Annotated in this window: 27 protein-coding genes; 10 read left to right on the top strand and 17 right to left on the bottom strand. The window is 47.2% G+C overall.

Going from position 1 to position 26,547, the window contains the following annotated elements:
* Positions 1 to 112: 112 nt before the first annotated feature.
* The 5 genes from AB7D94_RS07275 to AB7D94_RS07255 form a co-directional block, all read right to left on the bottom strand.
* Entirely contained in the window at positions 113 to 1,357 is a 1,245-nt protein-coding gene (locus AB7D94_RS07275; RefSeq protein ID WP_420265094.1) for a sigma-54-dependent transcriptional regulator, read from the bottom strand.
* Between the two features lie 301 nt (positions 1,358 to 1,658).
* A complete protein-coding gene (gene priA / locus AB7D94_RS07270) occupies positions 1,659 to 3,554 on the bottom strand; it encodes a replication restart helicase PriA (RefSeq protein WP_420265093.1) in 1,896 nt (631 codons plus the stop codon).
* Positions 3,554 to 8,410, bottom strand: a complete 4,857-nt coding sequence (locus AB7D94_RS07265) for a PEP/pyruvate-binding domain-containing protein (protein ID WP_420265091.1) — start codon at positions 8,408 to 8,410, stop codon at positions 3,554 to 3,556. The genes priA and AB7D94_RS07265 overlap by 1 nt, the downstream gene beginning before the upstream one ends.
* A gap of 107 nt (positions 8,411 to 8,517) precedes the next feature.
* Positions 8,518 to 8,733, bottom strand: coding sequence for a type II toxin-antitoxin system HicA family toxin (locus AB7D94_RS07260; protein ID WP_420265090.1), 216 nt, complete (start codon positions 8,731 to 8,733; stop codon positions 8,518 to 8,520).
* Entirely contained in the window at positions 8,730 to 8,933 is a 204-nt protein-coding gene (locus tag AB7D94_RS07255) for a type II toxin-antitoxin system HicB family antitoxin (protein WP_420265089.1), read from the bottom strand. The genes AB7D94_RS07260 and AB7D94_RS07255 overlap by 4 nt, the downstream gene beginning before the upstream one ends.
* A gap of 173 nt (positions 8,934 to 9,106) precedes the next feature.
* Here AB7D94_RS07255 and AB7D94_RS07250 point away from each other — a divergent pair, with 173 nt between their 5' ends.
* The 6 genes from AB7D94_RS07250 to AB7D94_RS07225 are packed head-to-tail and all read left to right on the top strand — an operon-like array spanning position 9,107 to position 14,070.
* Positions 9,107 to 9,229: a hypothetical protein gene (locus tag AB7D94_RS07250; RefSeq protein ID WP_420265088.1), complete on the top strand. Its 123-nt coding sequence runs from the start codon at positions 9,107 to 9,109 to the stop codon at positions 9,227 to 9,229.
* Positions 9,219 to 10,178, top strand: a complete 960-nt coding sequence (locus tag AB7D94_RS07245) for an NAD-dependent epimerase/dehydratase family protein (protein WP_420265087.1) — start codon at positions 9,219 to 9,221, stop codon at positions 10,176 to 10,178. Before AB7D94_RS07250 ends, AB7D94_RS07245 begins: the two co-directional genes overlap by 11 nt.
* Positions 10,175 to 11,152 (top strand): ATP-grasp domain-containing protein, encoded by a 978-nt coding sequence (locus AB7D94_RS07240; RefSeq protein WP_420265086.1) that lies wholly within the window; start codon positions 10,175 to 10,177, stop codon positions 11,150 to 11,152. Before AB7D94_RS07245 ends, AB7D94_RS07240 begins: the two co-directional genes overlap by 4 nt.
* Positions 11,149 to 11,820, top strand: coding sequence for an HAD family hydrolase (locus tag AB7D94_RS07235; RefSeq protein WP_420265085.1), 672 nt, complete (start codon positions 11,149 to 11,151; stop codon positions 11,818 to 11,820). Before AB7D94_RS07240 ends, AB7D94_RS07235 begins: the two co-directional genes overlap by 4 nt.
* A 1-nt stretch (position 11,821) precedes the next feature.
* Positions 11,822 to 12,874: a pseudaminic acid synthase gene (gene pseI / locus AB7D94_RS07230; protein WP_420265084.1), complete on the top strand. Its 1,053-nt coding sequence runs from the start codon at positions 11,822 to 11,824 to the stop codon at positions 12,872 to 12,874.
* A 17-nt stretch (positions 12,875 to 12,891) separates the two neighbouring features.
* Positions 12,892 to 14,070 carry a BaiN/RdsA family NAD(P)/FAD-dependent oxidoreductase gene (locus AB7D94_RS07225; RefSeq protein ID WP_420265083.1) on the top strand — a complete coding sequence of 393 codons (1,179 nt, stop codon included), beginning with the start codon at positions 12,892 to 12,894 and terminating at the stop codon, positions 14,068 to 14,070.
* 15 nt (positions 14,071 to 14,085) lie between these two features.
* Here AB7D94_RS07225 and AB7D94_RS07220 read toward each other — a convergent pair whose 3' ends face one another.
* The 7 genes from AB7D94_RS07220 to AB7D94_RS07190 form a co-directional block, all read right to left on the bottom strand.
* Positions 14,086 to 14,415: a hypothetical protein gene (locus AB7D94_RS07220; protein ID WP_420265082.1), complete on the bottom strand. Its 330-nt coding sequence runs from the start codon at positions 14,413 to 14,415 to the stop codon at positions 14,086 to 14,088.
* A 62-nt stretch (positions 14,416 to 14,477) separates the two neighbouring features.
* On the bottom strand, positions 14,478 to 15,071 hold the full coding sequence (locus tag AB7D94_RS07215; RefSeq protein ID WP_420265080.1) for a hypothetical protein: 594 nt from the start codon (positions 15,069 to 15,071) through the stop codon (positions 14,478 to 14,480).
* Between the two features lie 44 nt (positions 15,072 to 15,115).
* Positions 15,116 to 15,586 carry a hypothetical protein gene (locus AB7D94_RS07210; protein WP_420265079.1) on the bottom strand — a complete coding sequence of 157 codons (471 nt, stop codon included), beginning with the start codon at positions 15,584 to 15,586 and terminating at the stop codon, positions 15,116 to 15,118.
* A 58-nt stretch (positions 15,587 to 15,644) separates the two neighbouring features.
* Entirely contained in the window at positions 15,645 to 16,241 is a 597-nt protein-coding gene (locus tag AB7D94_RS07205) for a hypothetical protein (protein WP_420265078.1), read from the bottom strand.
* Between the two features lie 45 nt (positions 16,242 to 16,286).
* Positions 16,287 to 16,865, bottom strand: a complete 579-nt coding sequence (locus tag AB7D94_RS07200) for a hypothetical protein (RefSeq protein WP_420265077.1) — start codon at positions 16,863 to 16,865, stop codon at positions 16,287 to 16,289.
* A 44-nt stretch (positions 16,866 to 16,909) separates the two neighbouring features.
* Positions 16,910 to 17,506, bottom strand: coding sequence for a hypothetical protein (locus tag AB7D94_RS07195; RefSeq protein WP_420265076.1), 597 nt, complete (start codon positions 17,504 to 17,506; stop codon positions 16,910 to 16,912).
* 93 nt (positions 17,507 to 17,599) lie between these two features.
* The gene (locus tag AB7D94_RS07190) at positions 17,600 to 18,925 is read right to left on the bottom strand and encodes a hypothetical protein (RefSeq protein ID WP_420265075.1); all 1,326 of its coding nucleotides are present in this window, start codon (positions 18,923 to 18,925) and stop codon (positions 17,600 to 17,602) included.
* A gap of 387 nt (positions 18,926 to 19,312) precedes the next feature.
* Here AB7D94_RS07190 and AB7D94_RS07185 point away from each other — a divergent pair, with 387 nt between their 5' ends.
* The 3 genes from AB7D94_RS07185 (at position 19,313) to AB7D94_RS07175 (ending at position 21,433) form a co-directional block, all read left to right on the top strand.
* Positions 19,313 to 20,380, top strand: coding sequence for a radical SAM protein (locus AB7D94_RS07185; RefSeq protein ID WP_420265074.1), 1,068 nt, complete (start codon positions 19,313 to 19,315; stop codon positions 20,378 to 20,380).
* A gap of 10 nt (positions 20,381 to 20,390) precedes the next feature.
* Entirely contained in the window at positions 20,391 to 20,882 is a 492-nt protein-coding gene (locus AB7D94_RS07180) for a metal-dependent hydrolase (RefSeq protein WP_420265072.1), read from the top strand.
* A gap of 83 nt (positions 20,883 to 20,965) precedes the next feature.
* Entirely contained in the window at positions 20,966 to 21,433 is a 468-nt protein-coding gene (locus AB7D94_RS07175; RefSeq protein ID WP_420265071.1) for a hypothetical protein, read from the top strand.
* A 4-nt stretch (positions 21,434 to 21,437) separates the two neighbouring features.
* Here the strand turns inward: AB7D94_RS07175 and gspM are convergent, their stop codons facing one another.
* Genes gspM through AB7D94_RS07150 form a run of 5 tightly spaced genes read right to left on the bottom strand, consistent with a single transcriptional unit; the run spans position 21,438 to position 25,519 of the window.
* Complete coding sequence (gene gspM, locus AB7D94_RS07170; protein WP_420265070.1) at positions 21,438 to 21,980, bottom strand: type II secretion system protein GspM; 543 nt, start codon at positions 21,978 to 21,980, stop codon at positions 21,438 to 21,440.
* Positions 21,977 to 23,455 carry a PilN domain-containing protein gene (locus AB7D94_RS07165; protein WP_420265069.1) on the bottom strand — a complete coding sequence of 493 codons (1,479 nt, stop codon included), beginning with the start codon at positions 23,453 to 23,455 and terminating at the stop codon, positions 21,977 to 21,979. The genes gspM and AB7D94_RS07165 overlap by 4 nt, the downstream gene beginning before the upstream one ends.
* Before the next feature lie 2 nt (positions 23,456 to 23,457).
* The gene (locus AB7D94_RS07160) at positions 23,458 to 24,444 is read right to left on the bottom strand and encodes a type II secretion system minor pseudopilin (RefSeq protein ID WP_420265068.1); all 987 of its coding nucleotides are present in this window, start codon (positions 24,442 to 24,444) and stop codon (positions 23,458 to 23,460) included.
* A gap of 1 nt (position 24,445) precedes the next feature.
* Positions 24,446 to 25,099: a PulJ/GspJ family protein gene (locus AB7D94_RS07155; RefSeq protein ID WP_420265067.1), complete on the bottom strand. Its 654-nt coding sequence runs from the start codon at positions 25,097 to 25,099 to the stop codon at positions 24,446 to 24,448.
* Between the two features lie 6 nt (positions 25,100 to 25,105).
* The gene (locus tag AB7D94_RS07150; RefSeq protein ID WP_420265066.1) at positions 25,106 to 25,519 is read right to left on the bottom strand and encodes a type IV pilus modification PilV family protein; all 414 of its coding nucleotides are present in this window, start codon (positions 25,517 to 25,519) and stop codon (positions 25,106 to 25,108) included.
* 74 nt (positions 25,520 to 25,593) lie between these two features.
* Between AB7D94_RS07150 and cyoE the strand changes: the two genes are divergently transcribed.
* Positions 25,594 to 26,487 carry a heme o synthase gene (gene cyoE / locus AB7D94_RS07145; protein WP_420265065.1) on the top strand — a complete coding sequence of 298 codons (894 nt, stop codon included), beginning with the start codon at positions 25,594 to 25,596 and terminating at the stop codon, positions 26,485 to 26,487.
* Positions 26,488 to 26,547 lie beyond the last annotated feature (60 nt).

Genomic DNA, 26,547 nt, shown 5'->3' with positions numbered 1-26,547 from the left:
AGGATTAACGACGAAGGGGAGTAACTCCCCTTCACCCCGTAAATCTCACCACGTTTTGTCTATTGCATTTGGGCTGCCGCCCGTTGGCGGCTTCCAGAACTCCGGCTGTTGTTCACTCTTCGATATTGTATTCTCTAATCTTTTCCCAGAGAGTCTTTCTGCTGATGCCAAGTTTTTTTGCGGCTGCGGTTTTGCGGTTATTAGAGGCTTCAAGGGCATTGACGATTGCCTTGCGTTCGGTATCTTTTACCGCCCTGGCCTTTTCGTCCTTTAGTGATATTGACGGGATGGCCGTGTTGACGGTTTGTAAGAAGTAAAAATGTTCAGCCCTCAGAAGCGGACCGTCCGCAAGTATCATCGCCTGCCTGACCGCGCTTTTTAATTCCCTTGTGTTGCCCGGCCATGTATAATCTGATAAGATTTTTATGGCTTCCTTCGTTATGTCTCTTACCGTGACGTTTAGCTCATCAGCCGTCTCGGCCACAAACTTACCGGCAAGAAACGGTACGTCTTCAATTCTTTCATATAATGACGGTACTCTGATGACAAACCAGTCTATGAATAAAAAGGGGTCTTTTGCATGTGTTTTTCCTGTGGCGATAATTCGGACTTCCTGTTCTGGGCCGTTATCAGCCGTGAGTTCTGAAATCAGATTGGCCGAGGCGGCGGGAGGTATCATATGCAGTCCTTTGAAGTAAATAGTCCCCCCTGCGGCCTGCTTAAACAATTTGCTAAGTCTGGCAGACATGTCCTTGTTCCCCTTGAGGGCAGTCTCGGCGTCAAACTGAATAAAAGGCCCGCGTGCCATGGTGCCGCTGAAGTGAATAAGGCGGGCAATCAAAGATTTGCCAGTGCCATTTTCACCCTGAATGAATACAGAAACGCCGCTGTCGGCGGCCATCTCAATATCCCGTATGACCTGTTTCATACTTTCACCCGTGCCTAAATGCCACTCTAACATCGAATTGACTGTTTGTTTCGTCTTCTTTAAAGCCAGATTGGCCTCAATACACCTTGTTAAGACAAACATGAGCCTCTCTATGTCGGGTGGCTTGGGGAAATAATCATATGCCCCATCACCTAAGGCCTCTATCGCCATGTCTATTTCGCCATGGCCGGCCAATAATATTACCGGTGTCTCTGAACTTACTTCCATCATTTTCAGTAATACTTCCGAACCGCCAATATCAGATAATTTTAAATCAAGAATTACAGCGTCTGGCAGACATTCCTTAAAATATTCAATGGCTAAGGCCCCGCCTGGCGCTTCTACTACTGAATAACTATTCAATTCTAAAAAAGACTTCAAGGCATTTCTTGTCGAATATTCGCTCTCCGCCACAATCACTTTATACATATACCGCCTCGCGCTGTTTTCTGAAAAAGTTTATAGAGTCCATATGCCGCACATAGAGAAGCAATTATCGTGCCAGAAAAAAAGCGTTGTATTTCGCGGTGTTTGGGCAAAGGCACTGCCGATTTATTAGTATCACAATACCATATGTATGGAATTCACACCCAACAGCCTTCAGCCGGAGCACTGGAAGCCGCCAACGGGCGGCAGCCGGAAATCAATAGACAAAACATGTGGGAAATACGGGGTGAAGGGGGGGTTACCCCCCCTTCGTCGTTAATCCTTTTTGATTCTCAGAAGCCCCCTACACGGGGTCTATATCAATGACGATGCGCATTTTGTTCATCTTCAGGCCTGATTGTTTTATCAACGCTTTAAGCCTTCTGACCGCCCCGAACAAGGCGTCTGTGTCTTTTGCCTTTATAATCATATGCGCGCTTTGGCTGTAACCCTTTATTACGGCCTCAGAGGGGACAGGTCCCAGTACCTCTACTTCCCCTTTGCGGCCTTCTAGTTTGATATCCGGCTTCTCATCGTTATAGTGAAACTCAATAGAGGCCATCTTCCAAAAGGGCGGGTAGTTCAGTACTTTTCTCTTTGTCAGCTCGTTCGATATAAATCCCTCGTAGTCGTAATTTTCTAAAAACTTATACGTCAGCTCTTCTTTGAGGGCGGTAAGCAGGTAGAGGCGTCCGTCTTTTTCGGCCATCTCAGCCATGACTAAGACATCCTGATACAACCGCTCGGCGGACAGATAGTCCGGAAAGCTAAAGTAAACGTCGGGATTGACAGCGGCGAGGATTTTGAAGTGCTTGTTAAACACTATTTTATTGAGCGAGAGTTTAGTGCCTACAAGGACATCGCTCCTGAGGGCATCTAAGGCCATGCGTTTAAAAATAGCCGGTGTCTTTGCGGTATCTCTGTCAATACGGCTTAGGATGAGGCCGGTCTTATCTCTGATAAACTGCTCAAGGCGCTGAGAGCCGGGAGAGACTTCCCTAAGATCAAATCCTGAGCATACGGGGCAAAACTCCGGCGGCTTAGCACTGAAACCGCACCTGTGGCAGCGCATGGACTTGTCCTCGTGAAAGGCAAGCGCCGCCTTGCAGACGGGGCACATCTCCACGTGTCCGCAGTCCCTGCAGATTATCGTTGCGTAGCCCTTCTTATTTATATATACGAACGATTTATTGCCCTTATGTGCAGAGGTTATAATGCTTGTGGTGATTCTGTCGGGGATGAGTTTTTTGAAAGAACGAGTTGCCATGACGCTTATTTGCGGCCTTTTTGTCGCCGCAGCTTTGTAGTACGTGTATTCGTTTGTCGTTGTCTTGAAATATGACTCGCTTGATGGGCAGCAACTTAGTAAAACAACCCGCGAGTTCTCAATCCGCCCCCTCATTACGGCCACATCGCGGGCGTTATACCGCGGCGTTTGCTCATGTTTATAGTAAGGGCTATGCTCATCGGTGACGATTATCAGCGACGCCCTGATAAACGGGAACAACGCCGCTGACATCGTCCCTATGGCTATGGAATACTTGCCGCCGCTAGCGGCATCCTCACATGCCCTCAGGCGTTGGGCGGCGGTGAGGTTGCCGTGTACTATAATTGGCCGAATGCCGGTGGTATCAAAAAATACCGCGCCAAGGTATTTTACTTCCTCGATTGTTGGACACAGGATGAGCGCTTGCTTCGCCGATTTGGCGGCCTTGCATATGTATGAGAGCTGGTAGTCATATGACGGGCTATGCAAGAGTACCGCCTTGTTTGTGTCTCCAGAACCGGTGGCCAGCAGCAGCTCCTCTTTATTTATCTTTTGGGGTTTAAACGATGTCTTAGGCATGTCGGCTATGCGCCGCGGGGCAGGGATGGGCTTCTCTGTAAAGAAGGCCCGCGGCAAGACAAAACTAAGAACGAGGCCGGGTTCCGCGAGGTAGTATTGGGCAATCCACGCTATGAGTGCCATGATTTCCTGTGATAGCGCGCTACGGTGGGCGCAGATGCCGGAGATGTCTTTCAGTGTGTCTGTTTTTCCTTTGAAATCTGGGTTTATGCCATAAACTATACCCATCTTCGTTGTCCCTTTCAGGGGGGCGTAAACAAAGGTACCGGGTGCGGCCTTGTACTCAAAACCAGCGGGGCAGAGATAAGTAAGCGGCCGCAGATTAAATGGAAACAGTATCTCTATCGCCGACATTAATATTGGGACAACTGCAGAAGGCTTACTCTTTGGGGGATGCCTTTTTGGTTGAAATCATCGGTCATTCGCGGCAGGATTTCTACCCATACGGTGGGGTGAAAGTTCAGCCTCAGCAGTATTGCCGCAAGTTTCGACAGGGCGCCAACTCGTTTTTCAAAGGTGTCGTAGAAACTGCCGGTGTTGTCAAGGAATCCGAGGTCAATGCTGGACTCCGGCCTTGTGGCACCCGCTCCCGCAACCCGGCCCCGAATATATTTGGCCTTGTCCTTGTGCGCAACCAGCGTGCCCAGTTGGTCGTGAAAGATCAGGTCCTGCGCCCCCGCAAAAAATTTAAACTCCCACGGGTTAAACTCCTCCTTTTCAGGGTTGTGGCGGGGGTCGGCGCTGTCTATTTTCGGGTCTACGATAAAGACGGGGGAATTCATCTGAAACATGATTTCACGGGGATGCCACAAGTTTTCAGCCCTTATATTATTGAAATTATCTTCAAGAAGTTTGATGAGTAGGGTGTTCTTTTGGATTTTCTCCTCTATTGCCGCAATCGTTTCTTTCTTAACAGATGGGGCAATCCTTGCGGCCTTAAAGACATTGTACTGCGAAAATGGCCGCCCATGAAACTGTTGAAGTATATAGGTGTACCACTCATAGATGTCTTCGTCGTCAACCGCCTGTAGCCCGCCAATCAGGTTTTCGATTTCAACCCGCCTGTAAAGCGACAGCGTGTAAAGCTCCTTAAACAGCTCCAGCTCGCCCGCCTCCCTGACAACCGCGTCAAGGCCATGTGTCTCAACCTGCCGCTCCCTCTGCTTATAGGCCATTGCGGGTGCCATCGGGGGATTATTCATTTCCTGGGCGTCGAATGTCTTATCAAACTTCTTTTTATATACTATGGGGCTTGCAAGATTTGAAATGTACGCAAGCAGCTCCGGGTCTTTCGAATAAATAGAGACAACGTTTTCTCTTATCACATTGATGCCCACATCCATACCGTTTTTAAAGACCCCAAGCGCCCCGGGTATTTGTACGATAGGTATGTGTATGCCCATTTTTTCCATCTCAGACACTACCAGCACAGGATGTGCAAACGGCGTACACGTCTCAAGGATAATAGCCCCCGGTGGCCTTCGTTTAAGGTACACCTCAAGGTTTGGCAAGTCGAGGTGTCTGGCAACGAGAATCTCGCCCGGGACTATTTTCTCAAGTGAGGCGTCCGTGTCTATGTCAAGAACCGCCGTTTTTGCCCTTGCCGAGCCAAATGTAAAGGTCTGCAGGTGTATTTCCAGGGCGTTCCCAAGTCCGCTAAAGTCGCAGTTGTGTGTCTGGGCGAGGGATTCCTTAAACACGGCCGTTTTTGGCCTTATCTGAGTGACGAATACCTTTTCGTCAAAGGTGATGGCATACTCAATGTCCAGAGGGCAGCCCATGAATATTGGCAGATGTTTGAGTTTATCCACAATCTCAAAGAGTATTCGCAGTTGATTTGCGGAGACCTTCTGAGACAGACGTTTGGCGTTGTCCTCAATAGAGGTAAGCAGGAACTTTTGCATTGCCCTGTCCCAGTAAACGGCCTTTTCCTGGGAGGCTATTATTGAGCCGGTTACTGAGGCGTGGAGGTCTATGGTGTATTTATCAGCCGCTATTTCAGACCTCGTCCCACCCTCTATGCCGTAGGAGCCGGAGACGACTATGCCACCGTTATCCGAGGTCATTATAACCCCTGATACCGCACAGTCCACTACGCCCTGAATCAACACGCCCATGCCAAGATTCTCGAAACTAAAGCGCTCCTTTGCCAACGGGTCAAACTCCATGATGTCATGCCGGTAGGACAGCGCCTTTGGTGACCACAGAGACGCCCATATGCGTTTTATGGCGCGCAGGAACTCCTCCGGCGTCTTAATATCCAGTATGGTCAGGAACTGTCCGGCAAAGGAATAGAGCCTGCCGTCTTCGCCCTTTGCGGTTGACCTTGCCCCGATAGTGACGAAATGCTCATAGGTGCTTATGTGGTCTTTGAACTTTATGAATTTATCTATCAGCTCAAGCTGCATATGCTCCGGGAATTGGCCGTTAATTATGAGTTGCTCAATTTGGGCGCCTGCCTCGATAATGCGTCTTTCGAGGCCATTTTTGCGGTCAAAGCCAATCGTACCGAGCGTTGAGAGTATATGTTTTTTCAGGTCGTTGTGATTGATAAAGTCGTCGTAGGCGATGGTCTTTAACAACAGAAACACCGGAATTGAACACTGCCCGATGACTTCAAGGAGGTGGCAGCCCTTGTCGCCCACATCAAAGGGATTGAAGCCAAGCGTGGAGGAGACTGCCGATATGTATGAGTCCTGGGGGCTTGCCGGGTGTGCCCCGTGCCCATTATGGATGGGATGAATGGACTGGTGTTCAATCCTTTCTGTTTTCAGTGTATAGAGGATGTCGTGAATGGTGAGTTTGTAGTTGATGTCTGAGAGTGCCTCCGTGTTTGACAACTCGTTTATGAGTATGTTTATGAAGTTGCCGCTTTTGGCCGGGCTTCGGTATTTTATTATATGGCTTCCGAGGAACATGATTATCTCTTTTGCCAGATTTATGACCTCCGCGTCGCCGGGCTGCAACAGGGGCAGCATCAGCCTCACTGAGCCGTCCAACTCGGCTAAATCTATGTTGTAGTCCTGTGATTGAAGGAAATCACAAATCGCCGAAAGCACGGCGGCCTTATTACAGGGCATCTCTTTTGAGAGAAATGTCCTGAAATTCGTGAGGTTTATCGAGTTTTGATCTTCTGTGAGGCCAATTGTAAAAAGCAGCAGGGCGGCCGTATAGCCGGCAAGCCAGTTGTCTGTCCCACCAAGAACCAGTCGGCAGAGGGCGGCGAATTGACTCCTGAATTCAACCTGCCTCAGAGGCACCTCAGCGCCGTCTCTGTTAAAGGCTATTATGGCTGTGGATAGTATTTGGCTTAAAAGATTGTAGTCATCCGGGAAGGACTCCGCCGTTGACAGGGCAAGGGCGAGGACCTCTGCGGTTTTTTCGCCGCTTAGCAGGGCGTTTCCTATGAGATAGTGAAAACTCTTAAATATCTCCGTTTTATACGGCCCGGGCATGTCAGGGTTTAGTGTAAACAGGTAGAAGAGGAAGTCCGTGTTGTCGAAGTCGTTAATGTTCATGGCCTCAAGGAATTCGGTGCACTTTTGAAGTGCGTTGTCATCGCCGTGATACTTGGATATGAAGATGCAGTTGAGCTGCAGGAGCTGCTCCAGGGTATCTGTGGAGTAGTTTAACTGGTGTTTGTTTGAGATTATCGTCTTTATCTCCGCCTTCATCCACTGTGCAAGGGTATCGTAGCACGCCCCGCGAAACACGGTGAGTTCTTTCCCCTGTTCAATGCTGAAGTGTTCGAACATGATTGTAACGGCAGAGACGACCAGTGGCCTGAAGCGCTCCACGACCATACCGTAGAGGCTCCTGAAGAAGTTGATAACGTCTCTTTTGTCTCTTACGAAGTAGGAGAATTTCTTGAGATTGTCTATAAGCTCTGGCAGGGTTTCATTGGAAAGTGTCTCCGGCGCTGCCGAGATTGTGTCAGATATATAGCTGAAAATCTGATCATTGCTTGCAGTGTCACCGGGCAGGAAGTCAATAAATTTCCTAAGCCCGTCAAGCACGGGGGCGGGGTTGTGGGTAAACTCCTCGCTCTCCGGGATGGCCGTCAAATATATGGAGACGCTTTGCAGTATCTCAAGGTCTTTTTTGAGTTTTCTGTGGAACTTAAAGCGCCCCATATCGCCTCTGAATATGTAGTTCACCTGCATGAAGCCGATGGTTTTTTTCATTGTGTCATAAAGCGCGACCACGATGTAGGATGTGAGGTTGGTGAGTTCCTTCATCCCTGCGCACTTGGGGTTGCTCAATATATCAAGCACGACGTCATAGCCCTTGAGGTCTGCCTGGTAGATAGAATCCCCGTCGGTTATTATCTTCCTGCCCTCCAGAAACGAGGACTTATAGACGGGGGCGACAATGGAGGATTCCTTACTCCAGACGCCGATAGTCTTCACAATTTCGCTTGAGCTTTTTGAGTATAACCTGATGGATTCGGCATCCAGAAGCCTGATAAGCTCAGGGATGAGATTAAATCGCTCGGTAAGTCCTCCAGCCTTAAACTCCTTGACAAGCAGCTCAAATGCGCGCAGTTTGCCGGAGTCAAAGAGATCCCTGTTTAGCTCGCAATACGGGTCTTTTACCGTACTGAGGGTAATAAAATTTGACAGCTCCACAATCGCCCCGATAACTTCGCGCAAATCAGCGAGCAGCTCGCGCTGCCAGTTTACAAAGAGTTCGTTTCTCTTCATAATGGCGTTTTCAGTTTCGGGCAGTGGCTGCTCAGCCACAGGGTAGTCTTTTGTAAAGCGGTAATTTTCTGTGTCTATTTCAACCTTTAAATATCCCGCAGGGGTTCCTTCATTGTCTTTAATGCAGACGAGGACGAAGATGTTCTCGTGGTCGGATATCTTGTCCTTGAGTTTGATGTAGTAACCGTTTTGGCTTGCCAGATACATGCGTTCGCTTTCGGTTATGGCCCTCGGTGGATTAAAAGACGAACGTACCTGCGGGCCTTCGACGAATTTAATTTTCTTTCCATGCCTTATAAATTCATAAGCGGCATGGAGGCGGTTGCCGTCAAGGGGGAAATAATACAATACCCTTGACATGCCAAGTGTGTCGAGGATGCCGGTACAGAGGATTTTAATCTGTTCATTGAAGTCCTTCTCGGCAATTATCGCGTTTTTCAGGGTGTTTAACTCAACCAGAAAGGCAATACGCCCCGTAAGGGCACCATCAGAGGTCTCACGTTTCATCGTGTCTATTTTAGCATATTTATTATTCTAAAATGCAGCCATTGAAGTAAGTGTGGTCGTAGTGTTGGTCTTGCTCACGTTAAGGAAAGACAGTTTATTGTATGATTTTAAATATTGCTCAGAAATTCCTCAATATTTACTTCTGCATCATTTAAAGCCCCTTTTAAGGTAAAACGGTCTATTTCATTATGGTATGGAAATACTATTATTCTGCCGTCAGGATGTTTCATCTTAACATGGCTGCCTTTCTTATGAACCTCTTCAAACCCAAGTCGCCGTAATGTCGATAGCACTTGATGACCCGATAATAAGGGAAGCCTCATAAAACCAGTTCATAGATTTTATGAGTTTCATCCTCGATGAACTCTCCAAGGTCAGGTTCTAAAAACAATTCGATAGCCTCCTTGATATTATTCAAGGCGTCATCTGCTGTTTTGCCCTGCGACCAGCAACTTCTTAATGACGGACAATGGGCAACAAAATACCCATTCTCACCTTTTTCTAATATTACTTTTACATTCATCTTTCTAACTCCTAATAGTCCAGCATTGTTCAGTTTTTTCTAAAAAAAGTCGCTGTCCCTATTAATTCGTCCATTCCCTTATTATACGCCAAAGAAAAAATATTTACAACGCCATGATATAGGAAACTCATTCATGGTCCATCATTCCGGCTTGTGACGAAATCAGGGGGAATATGTTAGAATCACTAACTAATATGAAGCTGCGAAAGGAGATGTCCACACTTGGGCGAAGGCTTGTTGATGGCTTTGGCCGTGTCAGGGTAATAGAGACTATGGAGGCACAACATGAGATCTGATTTGAAGGGCGTACGCTGTGTTGTAACCGGAGGGGCCGGGGTAATCGGCAGGGAACTCCTTAATCTTTTGCAAGTGGCACAGGGAACTGTTCTGTCAATAGATAAAAACCCGCTGCCCGAAGATTTTAATACCGCGGGCATAACCCATATAGTCAAAGACCTCTCTAAGGACGCTTTAGACGAGATAGATGAGTTTCGGCCTGAGATATTTTTTCACCTCGCAGCGGCATTTGAGCGCTCAAAGGAATCGCCGGAGTTCTGGGGCGTCAACTGGAAAGACAACACGCTCTTAAGCCACAGGGTAGTGGACGCGGCGCGCCGCATTGACAGCTTGCGCGTCTTTGTCTTTGCCTCATCATATCTTATATATTCCCCTCTTCTTTATATGTCGAAATCCTTACGCCATGACCCTGTTTACCTAAGAGAAGACGCCCAGGTAAACCCGCGAAACATCACCGGCGCCGCAAAATATTACACTGAGAAGGAGCTTGATTTCATTAAGGAATACCTAAGGCCGGAATTAAGAATCGTCTCGGCAAGAATATTCCGCGTCTACGGCAGAGGCTCCAAAGATGTTATATCAAGATGGGTAAGGTCTGCCCTGAACAATGAGCCGCTTGACGTCTATAACAAAGATAACCGCTTTGACTATATCTATGCCGGGGATGTGGCCGAGGGGCTTTACAGACTTGCGATAGCAGAGGCGGCGGCAGGCGTTATAAATCTTGGCTCTGGCAAAAGCTATGGAGTCGGGGATGTCATTGACACGCTGTCATCGTTTTTTGATATGAAGATTAATGAGCGCGGCATAACCGAGAACTTCGAAAACAGCACGGCAGACATCAGGGCGCTTAGAAGTCTCACGAACTGGCAGCCCCCGACAACCTTGTTAACCGGCATAGGGCAGATACTCGAATATGAACGGTGCGCCTCACGGGGTGCCCAATGAATATACTCATCACAAGCGCCTCAAAAAAGGTAACCCTTGTCAAATGTTTTAAAAATGCCATCGAAAAAGAAGGCGGCGGGAAGGTCTATGCCGCCGATATAAACCCGCTTTCCGCGGCGCTTTACATGGCAGACGGCCATTTCCTCGTCCCCCCGGACAATGATCCCGAATTTATTGCCGCTCTGATTGATATTTGCAAAGCTCACAAGATAAGGCTGATAGTGCCGACGAGGGATGAGGAACTCCCCGTGTTTGCGGCGTCGAGGGAGATGTTTAGCTCCATTGGAACGGCCATAATGGTCGCACCGCCTGAGACGATTGCCATCTGTCAGGATAAAAGGATGTTCGTGGATTATTGTTTATTACGCGGGGTTGGAACACCGCGCCGTTACAATATTTCCTCTGATGGCATGGTGTTAGATTCCATAAGTTATCCGGCCTTTTTAAAGCCTCGCTTTGGAAAAGGCGGCTCAGGGACGGCGCGCGTTGATAACGAGGACTCGCTCAGGTATCTGCTGAGGTCAGAGCCGGAGGCCATCGTACAGGAGTATGTTCAGGCACCTGAGTATGCGATAGATGTGTTTGTTGATTTTGCAGGGCAGGTGATTTCTGCTGTCCCGCGTGAGCGTGTATGGGTGTTTGGAGGTGAGTCATTTATTGGAAAGACGGTCAACGACCCCGCGCTGATTTTGGGGGCGGTAAGGCTTTCCGGGATGCTGGGGTTGGTTGGACATAATACGATTCAGTGTTTTTTAGACGGCGGCGAGGTAAAGTTCATAGAAATAAACCCGCGTTATGGCGGCGGTGCCTCATTGGGAATTGCGGCGGGGGCGGATACGCCACGCTTTCTGATTAAACTCTTAAAGGGCGAGAAGTTAAATCCCGTAATAGGAGAGTTCAAAGACAGCCTTTATATGCTCAGATACACGGACGAGATGTATATGGACTCCCCATACGAAAAAGCGGCAAAGTGAGGGCGGCGTTATTTGATTTAGACGATACACTTTACAGGGAGATGGACTATGTCGAGGGTGGCTTCAGGGCTGTGGGGGGATTTTTAAGCAATCGTTACGGCTTTAAAGAGAAGGAAGTCTTCGATAAGGCGGTGAATATACTCCACACCTCCGGACGCGGGAAGGTATTTGATAAACTCATCGAATTTTTAGGAATATCCAACGAAGAGATAGTGCGCTATCTCATATACATTTACCGTACGCACAAACCGGCCATTAGCGTTTATGGGGATGTCATACCAGTTTTTGAATATCTGCGTAGCACCGGCGTAAAGACCGGGCTGATAACTGACGGCATGGCAATTGTCCAGCAAAATAAGGTCTCGGCCCTTGGGATAGCCGGACTTTTCGATGTAATCATATATACGGACGCCATTGGGGCCGACTACTGGAAACCCTCCCCTGTGGCGTTTAATATGGCTCTTAATATTCTCAATACCCCCGCTTGCGAGAGTGTCTATGTGGGTGATGACCCGTCAAAGGATTTCATAGCACCCAACGCACTGGCCATGAAAACCGTGCAGATCATACGTAATTCTGGCACTCATAAGCAAACGCCTGAGGGCAGGGGATACGCTGCACAGGCAATCTGCAATAGCTTATCAGAATATTTCAGGGTAGCGCCTTAAGATGTCGGCGATAACGATACAAGGCAGGAAGATTGGAGACGGTGAGCCGGTTTTCATAATAGCCGAGCTGTCGGCCAACCATGGGCAGGACTTCTCAATTGCCGTTGATACGATTACCGCGATGGCAGCGGCGGGGGCGGATGCCGTCAAACTCCAGACCTATCGTCCTGATACGATAACCCTGAACTCTGCCCGCGAGTGTTTTCAAATAAACCAGGGCACAATATGGGATGGAAGAACTCTGTATCAGCTCTACACGGAGGCCGCCACACCGTGGGATTGGTATCCGAGGCTTAAGCGCGAGGCCGAGGCGCTCGGCCTGATATGTTTTTCCTCCCCGTTTGACCATACGGCGGTGGATTACCTTGAGACGATGGACGCACCGGCGTATAAGATAGCATCGTTTGAAATAACCGACATTCCCCTTATTCGTTATGCCGCGTCGAAGGGCAAGCCGATAATTCTGTCAAGCGGCATTGCCGGGCTGCCGGACATAGAGGAGGCATTTGCGGCCATCAGGGAAACGGGCAACAATGAGATAGCGCTCATGAAATGCGCCTCAGTGTATCCGACGCCGTTTGAGGAGCTGAACCTGAGGGCAATGCCATACCTTGGGGAGCGTTTTGGCGTGGTGATGGGGCTTTCAGACCATACGGAGGGTATTTCGGCGGCCACGGCGGCGGTAGCCCTTGGGGCGTCAATTATAGAAAAGCATTTTATATTAGACAAGGCGATGGGCGGGCCTGACGCGGCATTTTCGCTTGATCCAGCGGAGTTCACAGCAATGGTGAAGGCCATCAGAGAGGTAGAGCGCGCCCTCGGCAGGGCAGATTACACTATCTCTGAACGGGTAGGAAAGAGCAGAGAACATGCCCGCTCGCTATTTGCCGTAAAGGCAATCAGGGCACTTGAGCCGTTTACGCTGTGCAATGTCAGGTCAATCAGGCCGGGCTTCGGTCTGCACCCACGCTATTTAAATGACGTACTGAGAAAAAGGGCAAAGGTGGCAATAGAAAGCGGTACGCCGCTGAGCTGGGACATTATTATTGATTAACGTGGCGCCAATAACTCATGGTAATCAATAAGGACGTGACCATAATAGGTGGCGGGGCCTCAGGGCTTTTCGCTGCGGCGGAGGCGGGGATGCGAGGGCGGCGCGTGGTAGTCCTTGAGCGGTCAGCCGCCCTGGGGAACAAGATAAGGGTCTCTGGAGGCGGCAGGTGCAACTTCACGAATCTCACCGTTACGCCCTCCAAGTACATATCTCAAAACCCACGATTTTGCATCTCCGCCCTCACGGGATTTACCCCGCAGGATTTTATTGAAATCATTGAGAAATACGGCGTCAGGTATTATGAAAAAGAACAGGGACAGTTGTTCTGCAGGATAAGCTCAGGCGAGATTATCTCCATGCTTCGCCGACGGTGCGAAGATGCAGGGGTGACAATAGTATACAACGCAAAGGTTCACGACATCACAAAGCGCGGCGATGTGTTTGTGATAGTCACCAACAACACAGGGGTGTTCCATTGCAATTCGCTGTGTCTGGCAACGGGCGGGATTTCTTACCCGCAGCTTGGCGCAACACCGTTTGGATATCGAATCGCCGCGCAGTTCGGCCTTAATGTCATCCCTACAAGACCGGCGCTTGTGCCGCTTGTGTTTAATGCCCAGGACAGCGCTGACTTTTCGGGGCTTGCCGGCATATCCGTTGATGCGGTGGTGAGCTGTGATGGAAGGGCATTTCGCGGCGGCGTGTTATTTACGCAAAGGGGATTAAGCGGCCCGCCAGTCCTTCAGGCTTCTTCATACTGGCGCGCGGGTGGGCATATATCAATAAATCTATTCCCTGACGCAGACGCCTATGAATTTCTCCTAAGCAGACGAAGGAATAAGGCCGGGCTTCACACAATACTATCGGGGGTGTTTTCAAAGAATTTTGCCCGTCGCTGGTGTGAGGTTAATTCATATGTGAGGCCAATAAATCAATTTAACGACAAGGAGTTAAGGGAAATAGCCGGCCACCTCCATGACTGGAAACTATGGCCGGCAAAGACGGAGGGATACAAGAGGGCGGAGGCGGTAATTGGAGGGGTTGACACGGGGGAGCTGTCGTCAAAGACGATGGAGGCCAAAAAAGTGAATGGCCTCTATTTCACTGGTGAGGTGATAGATGTGACCGGGCAGCTAGGCGGGTATAACCTGCATTGGGCATGGGCGTCGGGATATGCCTGCGGGCGGCACATGTAGTCGGGGGCGGCCTGATTATTGCGTCCTGGCTTGCTGTTGCTTTTTCTTTGATAACTTATTCCTGAGACGCCGCATAAATGGGGATTGTTTACGAGGCCGGGTGTCCGCCCCTTTCCTGACAGTTTGTTTATATCCCGGCTTTTGCGGTGACTGCGGTGATAACTCTTTTTTTATCTCCTCTACGACTTGTTTTAAGCCCGCCTCGCCGTATTTCTTGTTTATACTCTGCAAAAACAAGGAAATGAACGCCCCTGCCTTGACCTTATCCTCCAGAAATTGAGCCTGCGTAATAATCACATATGCAAGCGCCTCACAGTAACTGTCTGATATGACCTTGTTCTCCATAGTTGGTAACCTCCTTTTGTGTTGAAATAAATTTATAAAGTGAACGGTAACGCCTCAGCGCGTCACAGCATCTCGCAGACCAAAATATAACTTGTCGTATAACCGCCACAGTCGTGATGTGTATTGGTTTCCCTGATTCTTTTGTATACTTCTCCATAGGGAGAAACATATTCAACCGGAAGGTCTTCAAAGTATATCTCTCCTTTTTCTCCCTCTCTTGCCCATATCAAAATATCTTTCAATCTCCAGTCGTAAACCATCCCGGGGATAACCGTAAAGAGAGGTTCATTATTTATTGTAAGCTGGCCATGATAATCCTCATCAAACAGCAGATAAAATATCATTCTCACATATGAGCCGCTTTCGATTCCCTCAGGAAGGCTGTCAAATGAGAAGGCGTATATTCCACAGTCGAAAACCAATACCTTTTTGTCATCATAATCATCAATGTAAATAATTTTACCTACTCCAATATAAAGTTCAATGTTAATTTTATGTAGTGACCTTGTCGTGCTTTCAGAAAGCTCTATTCCAACAATAGAAAAAGTCAACGCGCTTCCTATCTTATCCCCAACGTAATAGTCGTCATATTCCCTAAGTGACCATGTATCAGAAACTATCCCAAATATGTCTAAAGCCTTACTCTCAGCAGCCATCTCATATCCTCCTGTTATTCAATCTCTATCTATATTTGTCGAAGTTATTGTTCCTTCCACATCGTCTTAAAAACTAATTTCTTTTCAGCAGGAAATATCTCGTAAATTATATTTATGAGACCGCCCTTAATCGTAACCCCGTCCGGTGTTACCACATCCTTTTGGCGTGTCTTAAAAAGAAATGCTTCAAGTTGCCTTTTGCCGCTTTTTGGTCGATACTCCACGGTGCCGGATTCAACAGCGGCCGTGCGATACGCCATTATATTTTGGAAATCCTCCCTTGTCAGAGCTATATATGTCTTGCCTCGTTTATTTAAATTATCAGGAGATCTCTCCCTATAACTCAGTTTCTCGCCGCGTTCTGTTCTTTCCCTGCTGATTCTTATTTTAATATCATCAAGGCCATGTGCAACAATTGAACGTTGTATTTCTCGATACGTAGCCTCTGTCGTAAATCCATCGACTTTCGTTGGTTTTGTTCTATGTTTCATTTCATATTGAGTCAGTTCTTTCATCTTTGTGCCTCCTTAGCGCGTACATGTATAGTATTTATGCTCGTTATCGCATAACGCGTCACAACATCTCACATATCAAAATATAACTGGTATTGAAATCTTCTCCGCAGTCCTCATACGCGTTGGTTTCTCTGATTCGTTTATATATTTCTCCTTTAGAAGAAGTATAAGCGACGGGCAGGTTTGCAAAGTTCTTCTTTCCAATTTCCTCCTCTATCATGACCAGTATATCTTTCACTCTCCAGTCATATTGCATCTCTGGGATAACCTTATAAAGAAATTCACCATTCATCCGAAGCTGACCAAAATAATCCTCATCGAAGACAAGATAAAATCGCATCTTCACATACGAGCCGCTCTCGATTCCCTCAGGAAGTCGCTGATCAATTGAGAAGGCGTATATTCCGCAGTCAAATATCAATGCTGGGTAGCCATCATATTTGTCTATGGTAAATATCCTGCCTACTCCCTCATAAATATTTATGTCAACCTTCTTAAGTGACTTTGTTGCGCTTTCAGACGGCTCTATTTCATTATATGAAAACGTTAACGCACTGAAAAACGTATCCCCCACATCGTAGTCACCATACTCCCTCATTGAAATTCCATCGTTAGAAATCCAAAATATGTCTATCGCCTTCTTATTAAAAGTCATCTTCCTCCTCCCGTTATGTGAAGTGGACGGTAACACCTTAACGTATCACAACATCTCACATATCAAAATATAGTCTGCGTCACCTCCACAGTCTTTATATGCACTGGTTTTCTTGATGCTTTTGTATATATCTCCTTTGTTAGATTCGTAAGCCACCGGCTGGTTTTTAAAGTATTTATCATCCTTGACCAATACCAATATATTTTTTACTCTCCAGTTGTATAGCATCTCTGGGATAACCTTGATAAGCGATTCACCATTCATTGCATAATGATGATAATAGCCTTCATCGAACCGCATATAAAATCGCATTTTTACAAACGAGCCGCTTTCGATTCCCTCAGGAAGTGAAGCATCTTGACGATAGGCGTATATTCCACAGTCAAATAACAATGTTGGTCCATTATCCTTTGATATGTCAAATATCCTGCCTACTCCCTCATAAAGATTTATGTCAATTCTCTTAAGTGACTTTATCGCGCTTTGAGACGTCTCCATTTCAGTATATGCAAAAGTCAACACGTTGAAAAACATATTACCAACAGTAATATCTCCTAGTTCCTCAAGTGATCTTGCATAGCAAGTAATCCAAAAAATGTCTATAGCCTTCTTATGAAAAGTCATTGCATCCTCCCGACATGCGAAGTGAACGATAACGCCTTAATGCGTCATATCATCTCACATATCAAAATATAACTGGTATTGAAATCTTCTCCACAGTCCTCATACGCGTTGGTTTCTCTGATTCGTTTATATATTTCTCCTTTAGAAGAAGTATAAGCGACGGGCAGGTTTGCAAAGTTCTTCTTTCCAATTTCCTCCTCTATCATGACCAGTATATCTTTCACTCTCCAGTCATAAACCATCCCTGGTATAACCTTTGAGATTCGTTCACCATTCATTCTAAGCTGCCAATGACGGTCCTCATCGAACACCAGATAAAATCGCATCTTAACATACGATCCGCTCTCTATTCCCTCAGGAAGTCTACTATGAATTGAGAAGGCATATATTCCACAGTCAAATACCAATGTTGGATAGCTTCCATAGTCGTCTATGGTAAATATCCTGCCTACTCCTTCATAAACATTTATGTCAACTTTCTTAAGTGACTTTGTCGCGCTTTCAGACGGCTCCATTTCTATATCTATAAAAGTTAAGGCGCTGAAAAAAGTATCCCCAACATCACGGTCTCCATATTCCCTAAGTGACATTCCACCGCAGTTAATCCAAAATATGTCTATAGCCTTCTTATTAAATATCATCTTCATCCTCCTTTATGTAGCTTGAGTTATTATACAAAAGTAAAGCAACTATCGCATATACCTTTGTTCTCTATCGTTAGTAACCTCCTTTATTTATCGAGATGCTGGCGGTTTTCTATATCCTACTTTGTACATCGTCACGAAGGTCATTTTCTCGTTAACATGGTCAACCTTGTAAATCATATGTATAACCCCATCGTCTTTTCGTACCTGATACTCAACCGATTCAAATTTCTTATTCTCATTTCTCGGTTGAAACACAACTCTGCCTTCATCGCCAAGAGCCTCCTCACGATACTTTGGTATATTTTGGTAATCCTCTTTTGTCAGAGACACATTAGGCTTGCCACCCTTTCCAACACGTTGTTCCTCAGGAATTTTATCCTGAGGACTTACTTTCTCACCGTGTGCCTCGTTTTCTTGGCTGATTTTTTCCTTGACTTCAGGTTTACCATGTCCACTCATCGAATGCTCTATATCCCACTGCGAAGCCTCTGTCTTATATCCAGTTATATCTGTTGAGGACCCTACCTTTTTAGCCTCTCCAGCGGTTACATCTCCAGTATTCACTATGTTCGCCTTCTTTTCGGCATCAGACTTGGCCTTATACTTATAGTTCGCCGTTTCGTCGTACATTTCACCAATTTTTTCACTTGACTTCGCCTTATCTGCTGCTGCTTTATCAGCCGCTGCCTTATCAGCCGCTGCCTTATCAGCCGCTGCCTTATCTGCTGCTGCCTTATCAGCTGCCGCTTTATCTGCTGCTGCTTTATCAGCTGCTGCTTTATCTGCTGCCGCCTTATCAGCTGCTGCTTTATCTGCTGCTGCCTTATCAGCTGCTGCTTTATCTGCTGCTGCCTTATCTGCTGCTGCTTTATCAGCCGCTGCCTTATCAGCTGCTGCCTTATCAGCTGCTGCCTTTTCTTCTGCCACTGCTGCCGCAGCCTTTCCTTCTGCTTTTGCCACTGCTTCCGCATCTAATTTGCGCTTCGCTGCAATTAAAATAATCGCGGCAAGCACGATGCCCCTGATCCCCATCCCGGGAAAATTCTCCTCGGCATATTTCATCAGTGCATCCATTGATAAATCTAAAACTATGTTGCCAAAAATAGATCTCAAAATGGCAGCCAAAGTACCCAGTGATGCAAACGCTACTGCGTCAATAGGATTTCCCGCGGGGTTTGCTTCAAGCGTATCGTAGTCTTTCATAAATTCCTTCTCTTTCGCTGTCCATTCGGAGAAAGGTTTTCTCAGTATTTCCATCGCCCTTTTGTCTTTCTTGTAATCCTCTGTGGACTTTCCACTTGCCGCCGCTTCTGTTTCAATATTCACCTCTGGTGCGGCCCCACCATCCTCTGGCGTTCTGTTATCCCCCGCTGAATCTGAAACGGGTAACACACCGCCTTCGGCCTTTTCCATCTTGCAGCCCGGCCTTCTCCCCTGAAATCTCCCATGCTCATCCTTTATCCAACATGTATCTGGCATCGCTCATTCTCCTCTTGGTTTGCCTTGATTAATTCGTTGTCCTTATATATATGTCCAAAATTCGCATGAATGCCCTCTAAAGCCAGAAAATACGCCGGTTTCCTGTTCGCATGGATTTCCTGAATGGCGGTTTTCGGCAAATAATACTTCATAATTGTATCAATGCGACATTATTGTAGCCTTAAAGATGGTATCAGAGGCGGTAAGCAGTTGATATTGCGATATTAATATTATTTAGCTAATAAATATGCTGCAAAATATCATATAACGCCCCCGCTTGGATTTGATTTTATTCGCGGGTTTTGTTACTATTCCTTATGTATGGATAATTATGGCATTGACGACCATAAGCTGATATACCACATCCCGCGCTTAAACCAGTGGCTGCGAACTGGTGAGTGCTATCCTATCTATATGGAAATCAGTCCCTCAGGCACGTGTAATCATAGGTGCGTCTTTTGTGGAGTGGATTATATGGGCTATCAGAATAGATTCCTTGATGTAGGAATCCTCAGGGAGAGACTTACGGAGATGGCTGCCCTGGGGCTTAAAAGCATCATGTACTGCGGCGAGGGTGAGCCGCTTCTACACAGCGGCATATGTGATATAATCAGCCATACCGCGCAAAGCTCCATAGACGTGGCAATCACCTCAAACGGCGTCCTGTTTAAGGAGGCAATAGCCGAGGCAACGCTGCCACTGCTTAAATGGATCAAGATAAGCCTGAACGCCGGCACAAAGGAGACATACTCTAAGATTCATCGCACCAAACCAGAGGACTTCGACACGGTCATTAAAAACATAGCCAATGCCGTCAAGGTAAAGCGTGACAACGGGTATCAGTGTACAATAGGCGTTCAGATGCTGCTTCTTCCCGAAAATCGTCACGAGGCCGTAGGGCTTGCCGACAGGATTAAAGATACCGGTGCCGATTACCTCGTAATTAAACCCTATTCCCAGCACCCCAGGAGTAAGACCGGCGTATACAGGGATATTCGCTATTCAGATTACATGGCCCTTGCGGATAAACTTAGGCAGACGGCCACAGAGACTTTTAGCGTCATATTCAGGACTAACGCGATGGCACGTTCAGATGCCCCGGGCAAGAGCTATTGCCGATGCCTCGCCCACCCGTTCTGGTCATACATGGACGCCGCGGGAAATATTTGGGGATGCCTTGACCACCTGAGCGATGAGAGGTTCCTGTACGGCAATATCCGCGATAACACCTTTAAAGAAATATGGGACGGCAACAAGAGAAGCAGCGCCACGAACTGGATAGAAACCGGGCTTGATGTAAACGAGTGCAGGGTTAACTGCCGAATGGACGCCATAAACAGGTATCTGTGGGAACTGAAAAACCTGCCTGAGCATGTGAATTTTATATGAGCGGACTCCTTTGATCGCAGGGCACGTTGCGTGTAGTTATGTTGTTCAGAGGGCGCTGAGGCTGCGGCCTGTAAATATAGCCTTTCTGTTTGTCGCGTCGTATCTGCCAGATATTGCCGATAAAACTATCGCAATAGTGTTTGGCATGTCGGGGCGGGGCTATTTTCACTCGCTTACTGTGATGTTTGCCCTGTACGCGCTTGCGTATATAATCATTTCTAAAGTCCGGCCAGATTACAGGATATTCGTACACCTCGGCGCGTTGTATTATGCCCTGCACCTGACATTCGATTGGACAGAGTGGGAAATATTGTTTTGGCCTTTTCTGGGACCGGTGCGCCGTGGCGGACATTTCTCGCCGCTTGAGCACCTGAATAACTATTATGTTTTGTGGCAGCACCCAGGCATGTTATCTGCGGAAATTACATTTATTACTATTTTTATTATCATTAAAATCAAAGATTTGAAGGCCAACCACAGGATTTGTCCCGAAAAATATTGACATTAATGGCCAAACCTTGATACACTCTAAACGGGGTGTCTGATTAAACCACCGGCACAACTGATACAACGGAGGTAAATATTTTGATACCGGCACTTATAGCGCTGCATGTCGCGGCTGTCGTAGTGTGGATTGGCGGAGTGGTGTTCGTAACCACTGTGGTTTTTCCCACCATAATGACAATGGAAGATTCTATGGAAAAGGTCATCTTCTTTCAGGGCACAGAGCGCCGGTTTGCGAAGATTGCAAAGGGCGGCGTTGTGGTTGCGGGCGTAACAGGTGTGCTGCTCTTACAGCTTGAACATCGCTGGAATTCACTGTTTTCATGGGCGGGCGTTGGCCCAACGGTGATGCTTATTCTGTGGACGGCGTTTGTGTTTCTGCTGCTGTTTGAGTCTAAGATATTCAGTGTCCTGTTTGGTGGCAAGGCCCAGCACGATACAAAAAAGATATTTCGCACCCTCACCAACGCCCATTGGGTTGTAATGCTTGTCAGCCTGATGGTGATTGCAATAGGGGTCTTTTCAAACCATCTCATGTTGATGAGATAAACGCCTACTTCATGATGGCGTATATTTCTAAGTTGACAAGTAATTCCACCGGATTCATGAAGTTTACCACCCTTGTGTCGAGCTTCTTAATAAAAAAGAGCGGTTTTTTCGTCTCTATATCGTAAATAGTCTCGTTTAATACGGTAATAGATGGCAGGTTTGTATCAAGCTCTATGTTTATCACCTGAAACGGGGGTTTGTTCTCGGCCTGTTTTACGTTCATCCTCATAATACTCCCACCGTGAGACGTGATAATTGGCTGGATTATCTTTTGCAAATCCGCCGCCGCAAGGGCCGATGTCTTTGCCTCTACCGTGACGGCCTTGATTTGGTCTTCCCTGTCTTTATTGGATTTGACGCTTTTTTCGATTTCATCTTTCTGTGATATTATGGTCTTATATTTTTTGAGGGTCTTTAGTCGCATCTCCTTGTTTTGCTCAAGCTCTTCTTTTCGCTCTTGCAGCCCTTTGTAAAAGTAATCATACGTGAGCAGAAACAGGAGCACCCCAACGATTGACAGCATGAGCTTCAGATTCTTATTTTTCATTCTTTGAGAGCCGCTTTTATCTGGAAACGCTCTTTACCCATTCTGGCATCCTTAAACGTCGTAGAAGTTGTGCCCGCGTCTTTGAAAAATTTTGAGTTCTCAAGCATCCCTATCAGGGCAGAGGCGTTTACGGCATAGCCCTCAAGGTTGATATCCTTCTCTGTGGCTACCAGCCTGGCCAGCCATGTGTCCTGAGGAAGCATCACTGTGAGTTCCCTTATCAGGTCCATCATCAAAACCCTTTTTGCCATCATCGAATTGAGCACTGAGAGGTCGCTGTCAATTTTCTTTGTATCTTTTTGTAAAGCGGTAAGCCTCTCAAACTCCGGCTTTAGGGCCTTTATCTGTTTGTCTATATCCGCAACGGCCTTCTCATCATTCCATATAGGGATATAAAGTGACAGTGTGAACAGTGCTACGAAGGTAATTGAAAGAATGATGGTAAGGGCAATCGGCAGAGATTTTTTTTGCGTCTCGCCCAGAGAAAGCATGTTCACGCCCTTTGTTTTTTTCTTCGCATCTGCAAACACCGCTGCCACCGCCGTTAAATATTCGTCATCGTTTAAGGCAGGCAGGAGTTCTCTAAAATCATGGCAGGTGGTGAGGGCGGCCTTTAACTCTTGCAGGGTATCAGTATTTACATCAGTATTTACACTAGTATCTGGTGCGTTGACAACGACTGCCGCACCGGCGGTGTCTGTTCCCTCTATTGCCCTGACTACATCGCCCACACCCCCTTTTACGATATATACCCCCGTGGTTATTCCCCGCTCCGCTGTTACTAATTCCACATGAGTTCCCCTGAGATTGACAAGGATTATATTGTCGGGCATCTCCGGCACTTGTCCTAAAAGGCTCATTACAGAGGCGGACGAAAGCACCAGGGACGACACCTTAAAGCCAGCACCGGCAAGCGCCCTCAGGTACGGCTCTGCCATCTGTCTTTTCAAAGCGTATATAACCGTGTGGAGTTTGCCGTCTTCCCGTTTTATTATTTCAAAATCATAGTACACATCCGCGGTGGAAAAAGGGGTTAAATCCGGTATCTGAAAGGCAATCGCCGCGGATATGTTTGCCATGGCTATAGCAGGGAACTCTGTCCTCTTAATCACACACCATTCCTTTGGCACATTTAAGATTACCTTAACAGCGGAGGTGGATGTCCCCTCCACTATTAAATTTAAAAACGAGACCAGCTCCTCCGGCCCCGGATATGTATCGCCAAAGGTGTTTTTGCTGATTACCTTATAGCCAGACGAGGACATCTTTATCACACAGGCCGAGGCGGTGTCTTTCTCCAATACAATGGAAAGATACTTCTGATTTTGGAACAGTCTCTGAAGGGGTGAATAAAAGAGCACCCCTTTTGCCGCCGATAAATAGCCCGCAACGGCATCGCCGCTCAGAGAAACACCCCTGAGGCCGTCTCTGGCTGCGCTTATCACCCGCCCCGCGTATGAAGAAATATTGGCCATATTTATGTAACCTTTTTTATTATCTCTTTCTTAGGTTCATTAATTTCTTTTTTTAGCGACTCTAAATCAAAGGTCTCCGGAGTCTTGTAATAATAACATTTATAGTCACTGCTTGTAACTGCAAAAACCGCCGTTATCCCCGCCGCCGCATTAGATTTATTCAAACTGCCCACTGACTCAATAGTATATATGTTGCCTTCGGTTAAATCAATATAATTCATGGCGGTCTGGAAGCCAGCAGGAATTAGCGCCTTGACCTCGTCGTTGGTTTTGAACGCGTTTTGAGTCCTGTATTCGATAATGGCCTTGGCATATTCCTCCCCAATACCGGGGATGGCCATAAGTACCTCCTTTGGCGCGGCATTTACGTTAATCTTTGAGGATTGGCTAAAGACGGTGATGAACTCCCTAAGCCCCTTTTGAGACCCCGTGCCGTAAAATATCTCCTTAGTTACACCCCGTACAAAGAGCAGCTCATCGGTCGAGTCGAAGTTTCCATTTTTTGCCTTATAAGGCTGGTCAAGCGACATATAGTAGTCACTCTCCGCCCCGTGGAGCCGCGTAAGGTCATCCGCGTCTTTCCAGTCCAGGATTGAATCAACAATTATATCCTGCGTGTCAGAATCTATATTCAGCGCCTTTAACAGGCCGCGAAGGAGTTGTTCGTCGGCGGTATTGATGTCCACTTTTGCCGTGGTGGGCATTACGCGCACAATGGAAGTGCCGTCTGCGAGGACTGTTGAAACAAACTGCCCGTCTATCTGCCACACCGCCAAATCGTCGGGCCTTACTTTTCTATATTGCAGCTCGATAATCGCCTTATTTATTCCCGCCTCAGCGAGGAAGGCGGCCTTAGTTAAATCCCTCGCGTTTTGTGTGCCGCGAAAGGCTATCCTCGACATATACGAAAACGACAGCGACAAGGCAATCAGCATCGCCATTAACCACAACACCATCATTAAGGCAAATCCGCGCTGGTTTCTCAGCATATTACTGGAATATCGCCGGGTCAAAAAGCGCCGCCTTCGATGATGCCGTTGACGTTGTTGTTGAAGGTTGCAGGATATTGTTGGCCATAATCGGTACGTTTATGTCGTTGTCAAGCAGGGGGCTGCTTATCTGGACATATCCGGGCATGAAATCGGTCTTATCAATTGTTGCCTGCGTCTGAGGGTCTACGGCCTCAGGCCTGTGAATCGTGAAATTAAATGTCGTACCCTTCATGTTTGTCAATAATACAAGGCTTCTTTTATTGTCTTTAAGCATATCCCACTCGGTCTCAACGAGGGCACCCTCAGAGTTAATCTCGTATTTTACCGCGACAATCCCCCTGTTGCGGCCCCACGCGGAGATGTTTGACACAAATACGAGACTATCCTCGCTTCCTTTAAAACAGTAAAATTGTTTCGTCGTTCCATTATCGCCATACATAATCGGCACAAACGACTGAAGTTGCGATTCAATAACGCGTACCACCGCACGCAGCCTCTCTGTGGATTCGACCTTTTTGTCCCCTTTTTCCACGCTTCTGAGACAAATTTTAACGGTAACGGCCATGATGACGGCTACCAGAGAGAAAATCGTGATAGCTATCAGCGCCTCCATCAATGTAAAACCCGACTTGTCGTAAATCTTATCGTTCATCGGGCGTTAAGAGGTCCTTGTGATATCGTATTTTTTCCTCGCAGTGAGGGTTTTCAGTGTATAGTTCTTTGATTTTCGCCCAGCCTTCCAGTTAATTGTGAGGGTAACGGAAAATAACTCATACTGCAGAAGGTCTGTCTTGTCTTTGTCAACGCGTTCTATTGATATGTCATATGTATAGCCGCCGCCTGAACGCTTCGTGAATGACCCTTCCTTCAGCCTTTCGACGCTTAGTGTGTTTCTCAACTCGGCCTCCGCGGCGATGGTGGCCTTTGTGTAGTTTTCAGAGTATCCAATAGACCTGAGAGAACCACCAAAGAGCTGAATCAGGGCGGTAATCCCAACGGCAAGTATGGCTATGGCCACCATAACCTCTATGAGTGTAAATCCCCTCTCCTTCATCCTGGCGTATTTTATCATATTGGCCGCACGGTTAACCGTGTATTTTTATTGTCGTATTTGCTATAATTGATTTTATTATGAGGAAGATGCTTATGAAAGAAGATATAATGGCCGCAAAAACAGCCTCTTACAGGGAAATAGTAAGAGACCATGTGGTTTTGGCAAAGCCTGGGATAGTGCTGCTTGTGATGATTACCACGCTTGGGGGGATGTACATGGGACAGCGGGGGTTGCCTGAGCCGTGGCTCATTTTACTAACACTTGTGCCTGTTGGCCTTGCCACCGCGGGTGCCGCCATGCTTAACAATTTCTATGACAGAGACATAGACATCCTGATGAGCCGAACCCTGAGAAGGCCGATTCCACGGGGACGTGTATATCCTCTCAACGCGCTTATACTGGGACTTTCCCTAATCCTTATCTCCATTGTCATCCTCCTGTTTGTAAATACTATCGCGGCGGCGCTCACTGCCACAAGCGCGTTTATTTACGTCATCCCGTACACGGTGCTGCTGAAAAGAAAGACGCATCTCGTTACCCATGTCGGCAGCATAACGGGGGCACTGCCTCCGGCCATTGGCTACGTCGCAGTCAGAGGAACTGTAGGGCTTGAGGCGATGGCGTTATTTGCCATTATGTTTATATGGCAGCATCCCCACTTCTGGGCATATGCCCTAAAGTATAAGGACGATTATTCGCGGGCGGGTGTGCCCGTGCTGCCGCTATCAAAGGGCGTAAAAGGGACAAAGCTCAGGACTCTAATCTACACGATAGCGCTTTTGCCTGTCAGCGTTATGCCATATTACCTGAAGATGTCCGGCATGTGCTATCTCGTCCTTGCCACAGGCCTCGGATTGATATATATTGCCCTCGCCGTGAAGGCATATCTGTCTGAAAAGGAGACCGGACGGCTGCTTTTCGTCTATTCGCTGGTGTATATCTCGATTCTCTTTACGGGATTAGTGGCGGATATGGTGGTTAAGTAGCCGGGCACCCTATAACCGACATAGAGAAGCGAAAAGAGTTAAAAGCCCCCGTGCTTTAAG

It is taken from the genome of Candidatus Magnetominusculus dajiuhuensis (genome assembly GCF_046044395.1).
GTDB lineage: Bacteria > Nitrospirota > Thermodesulfovibrionia > Thermodesulfovibrionales > Magnetobacteriaceae > Magnetominusculus > Magnetominusculus dajiuhuensis.
The sequence above is the reverse complement of the archived record's forward strand: the minus strand, read 5'-3'. Positions and strand labels throughout refer to the sequence as shown.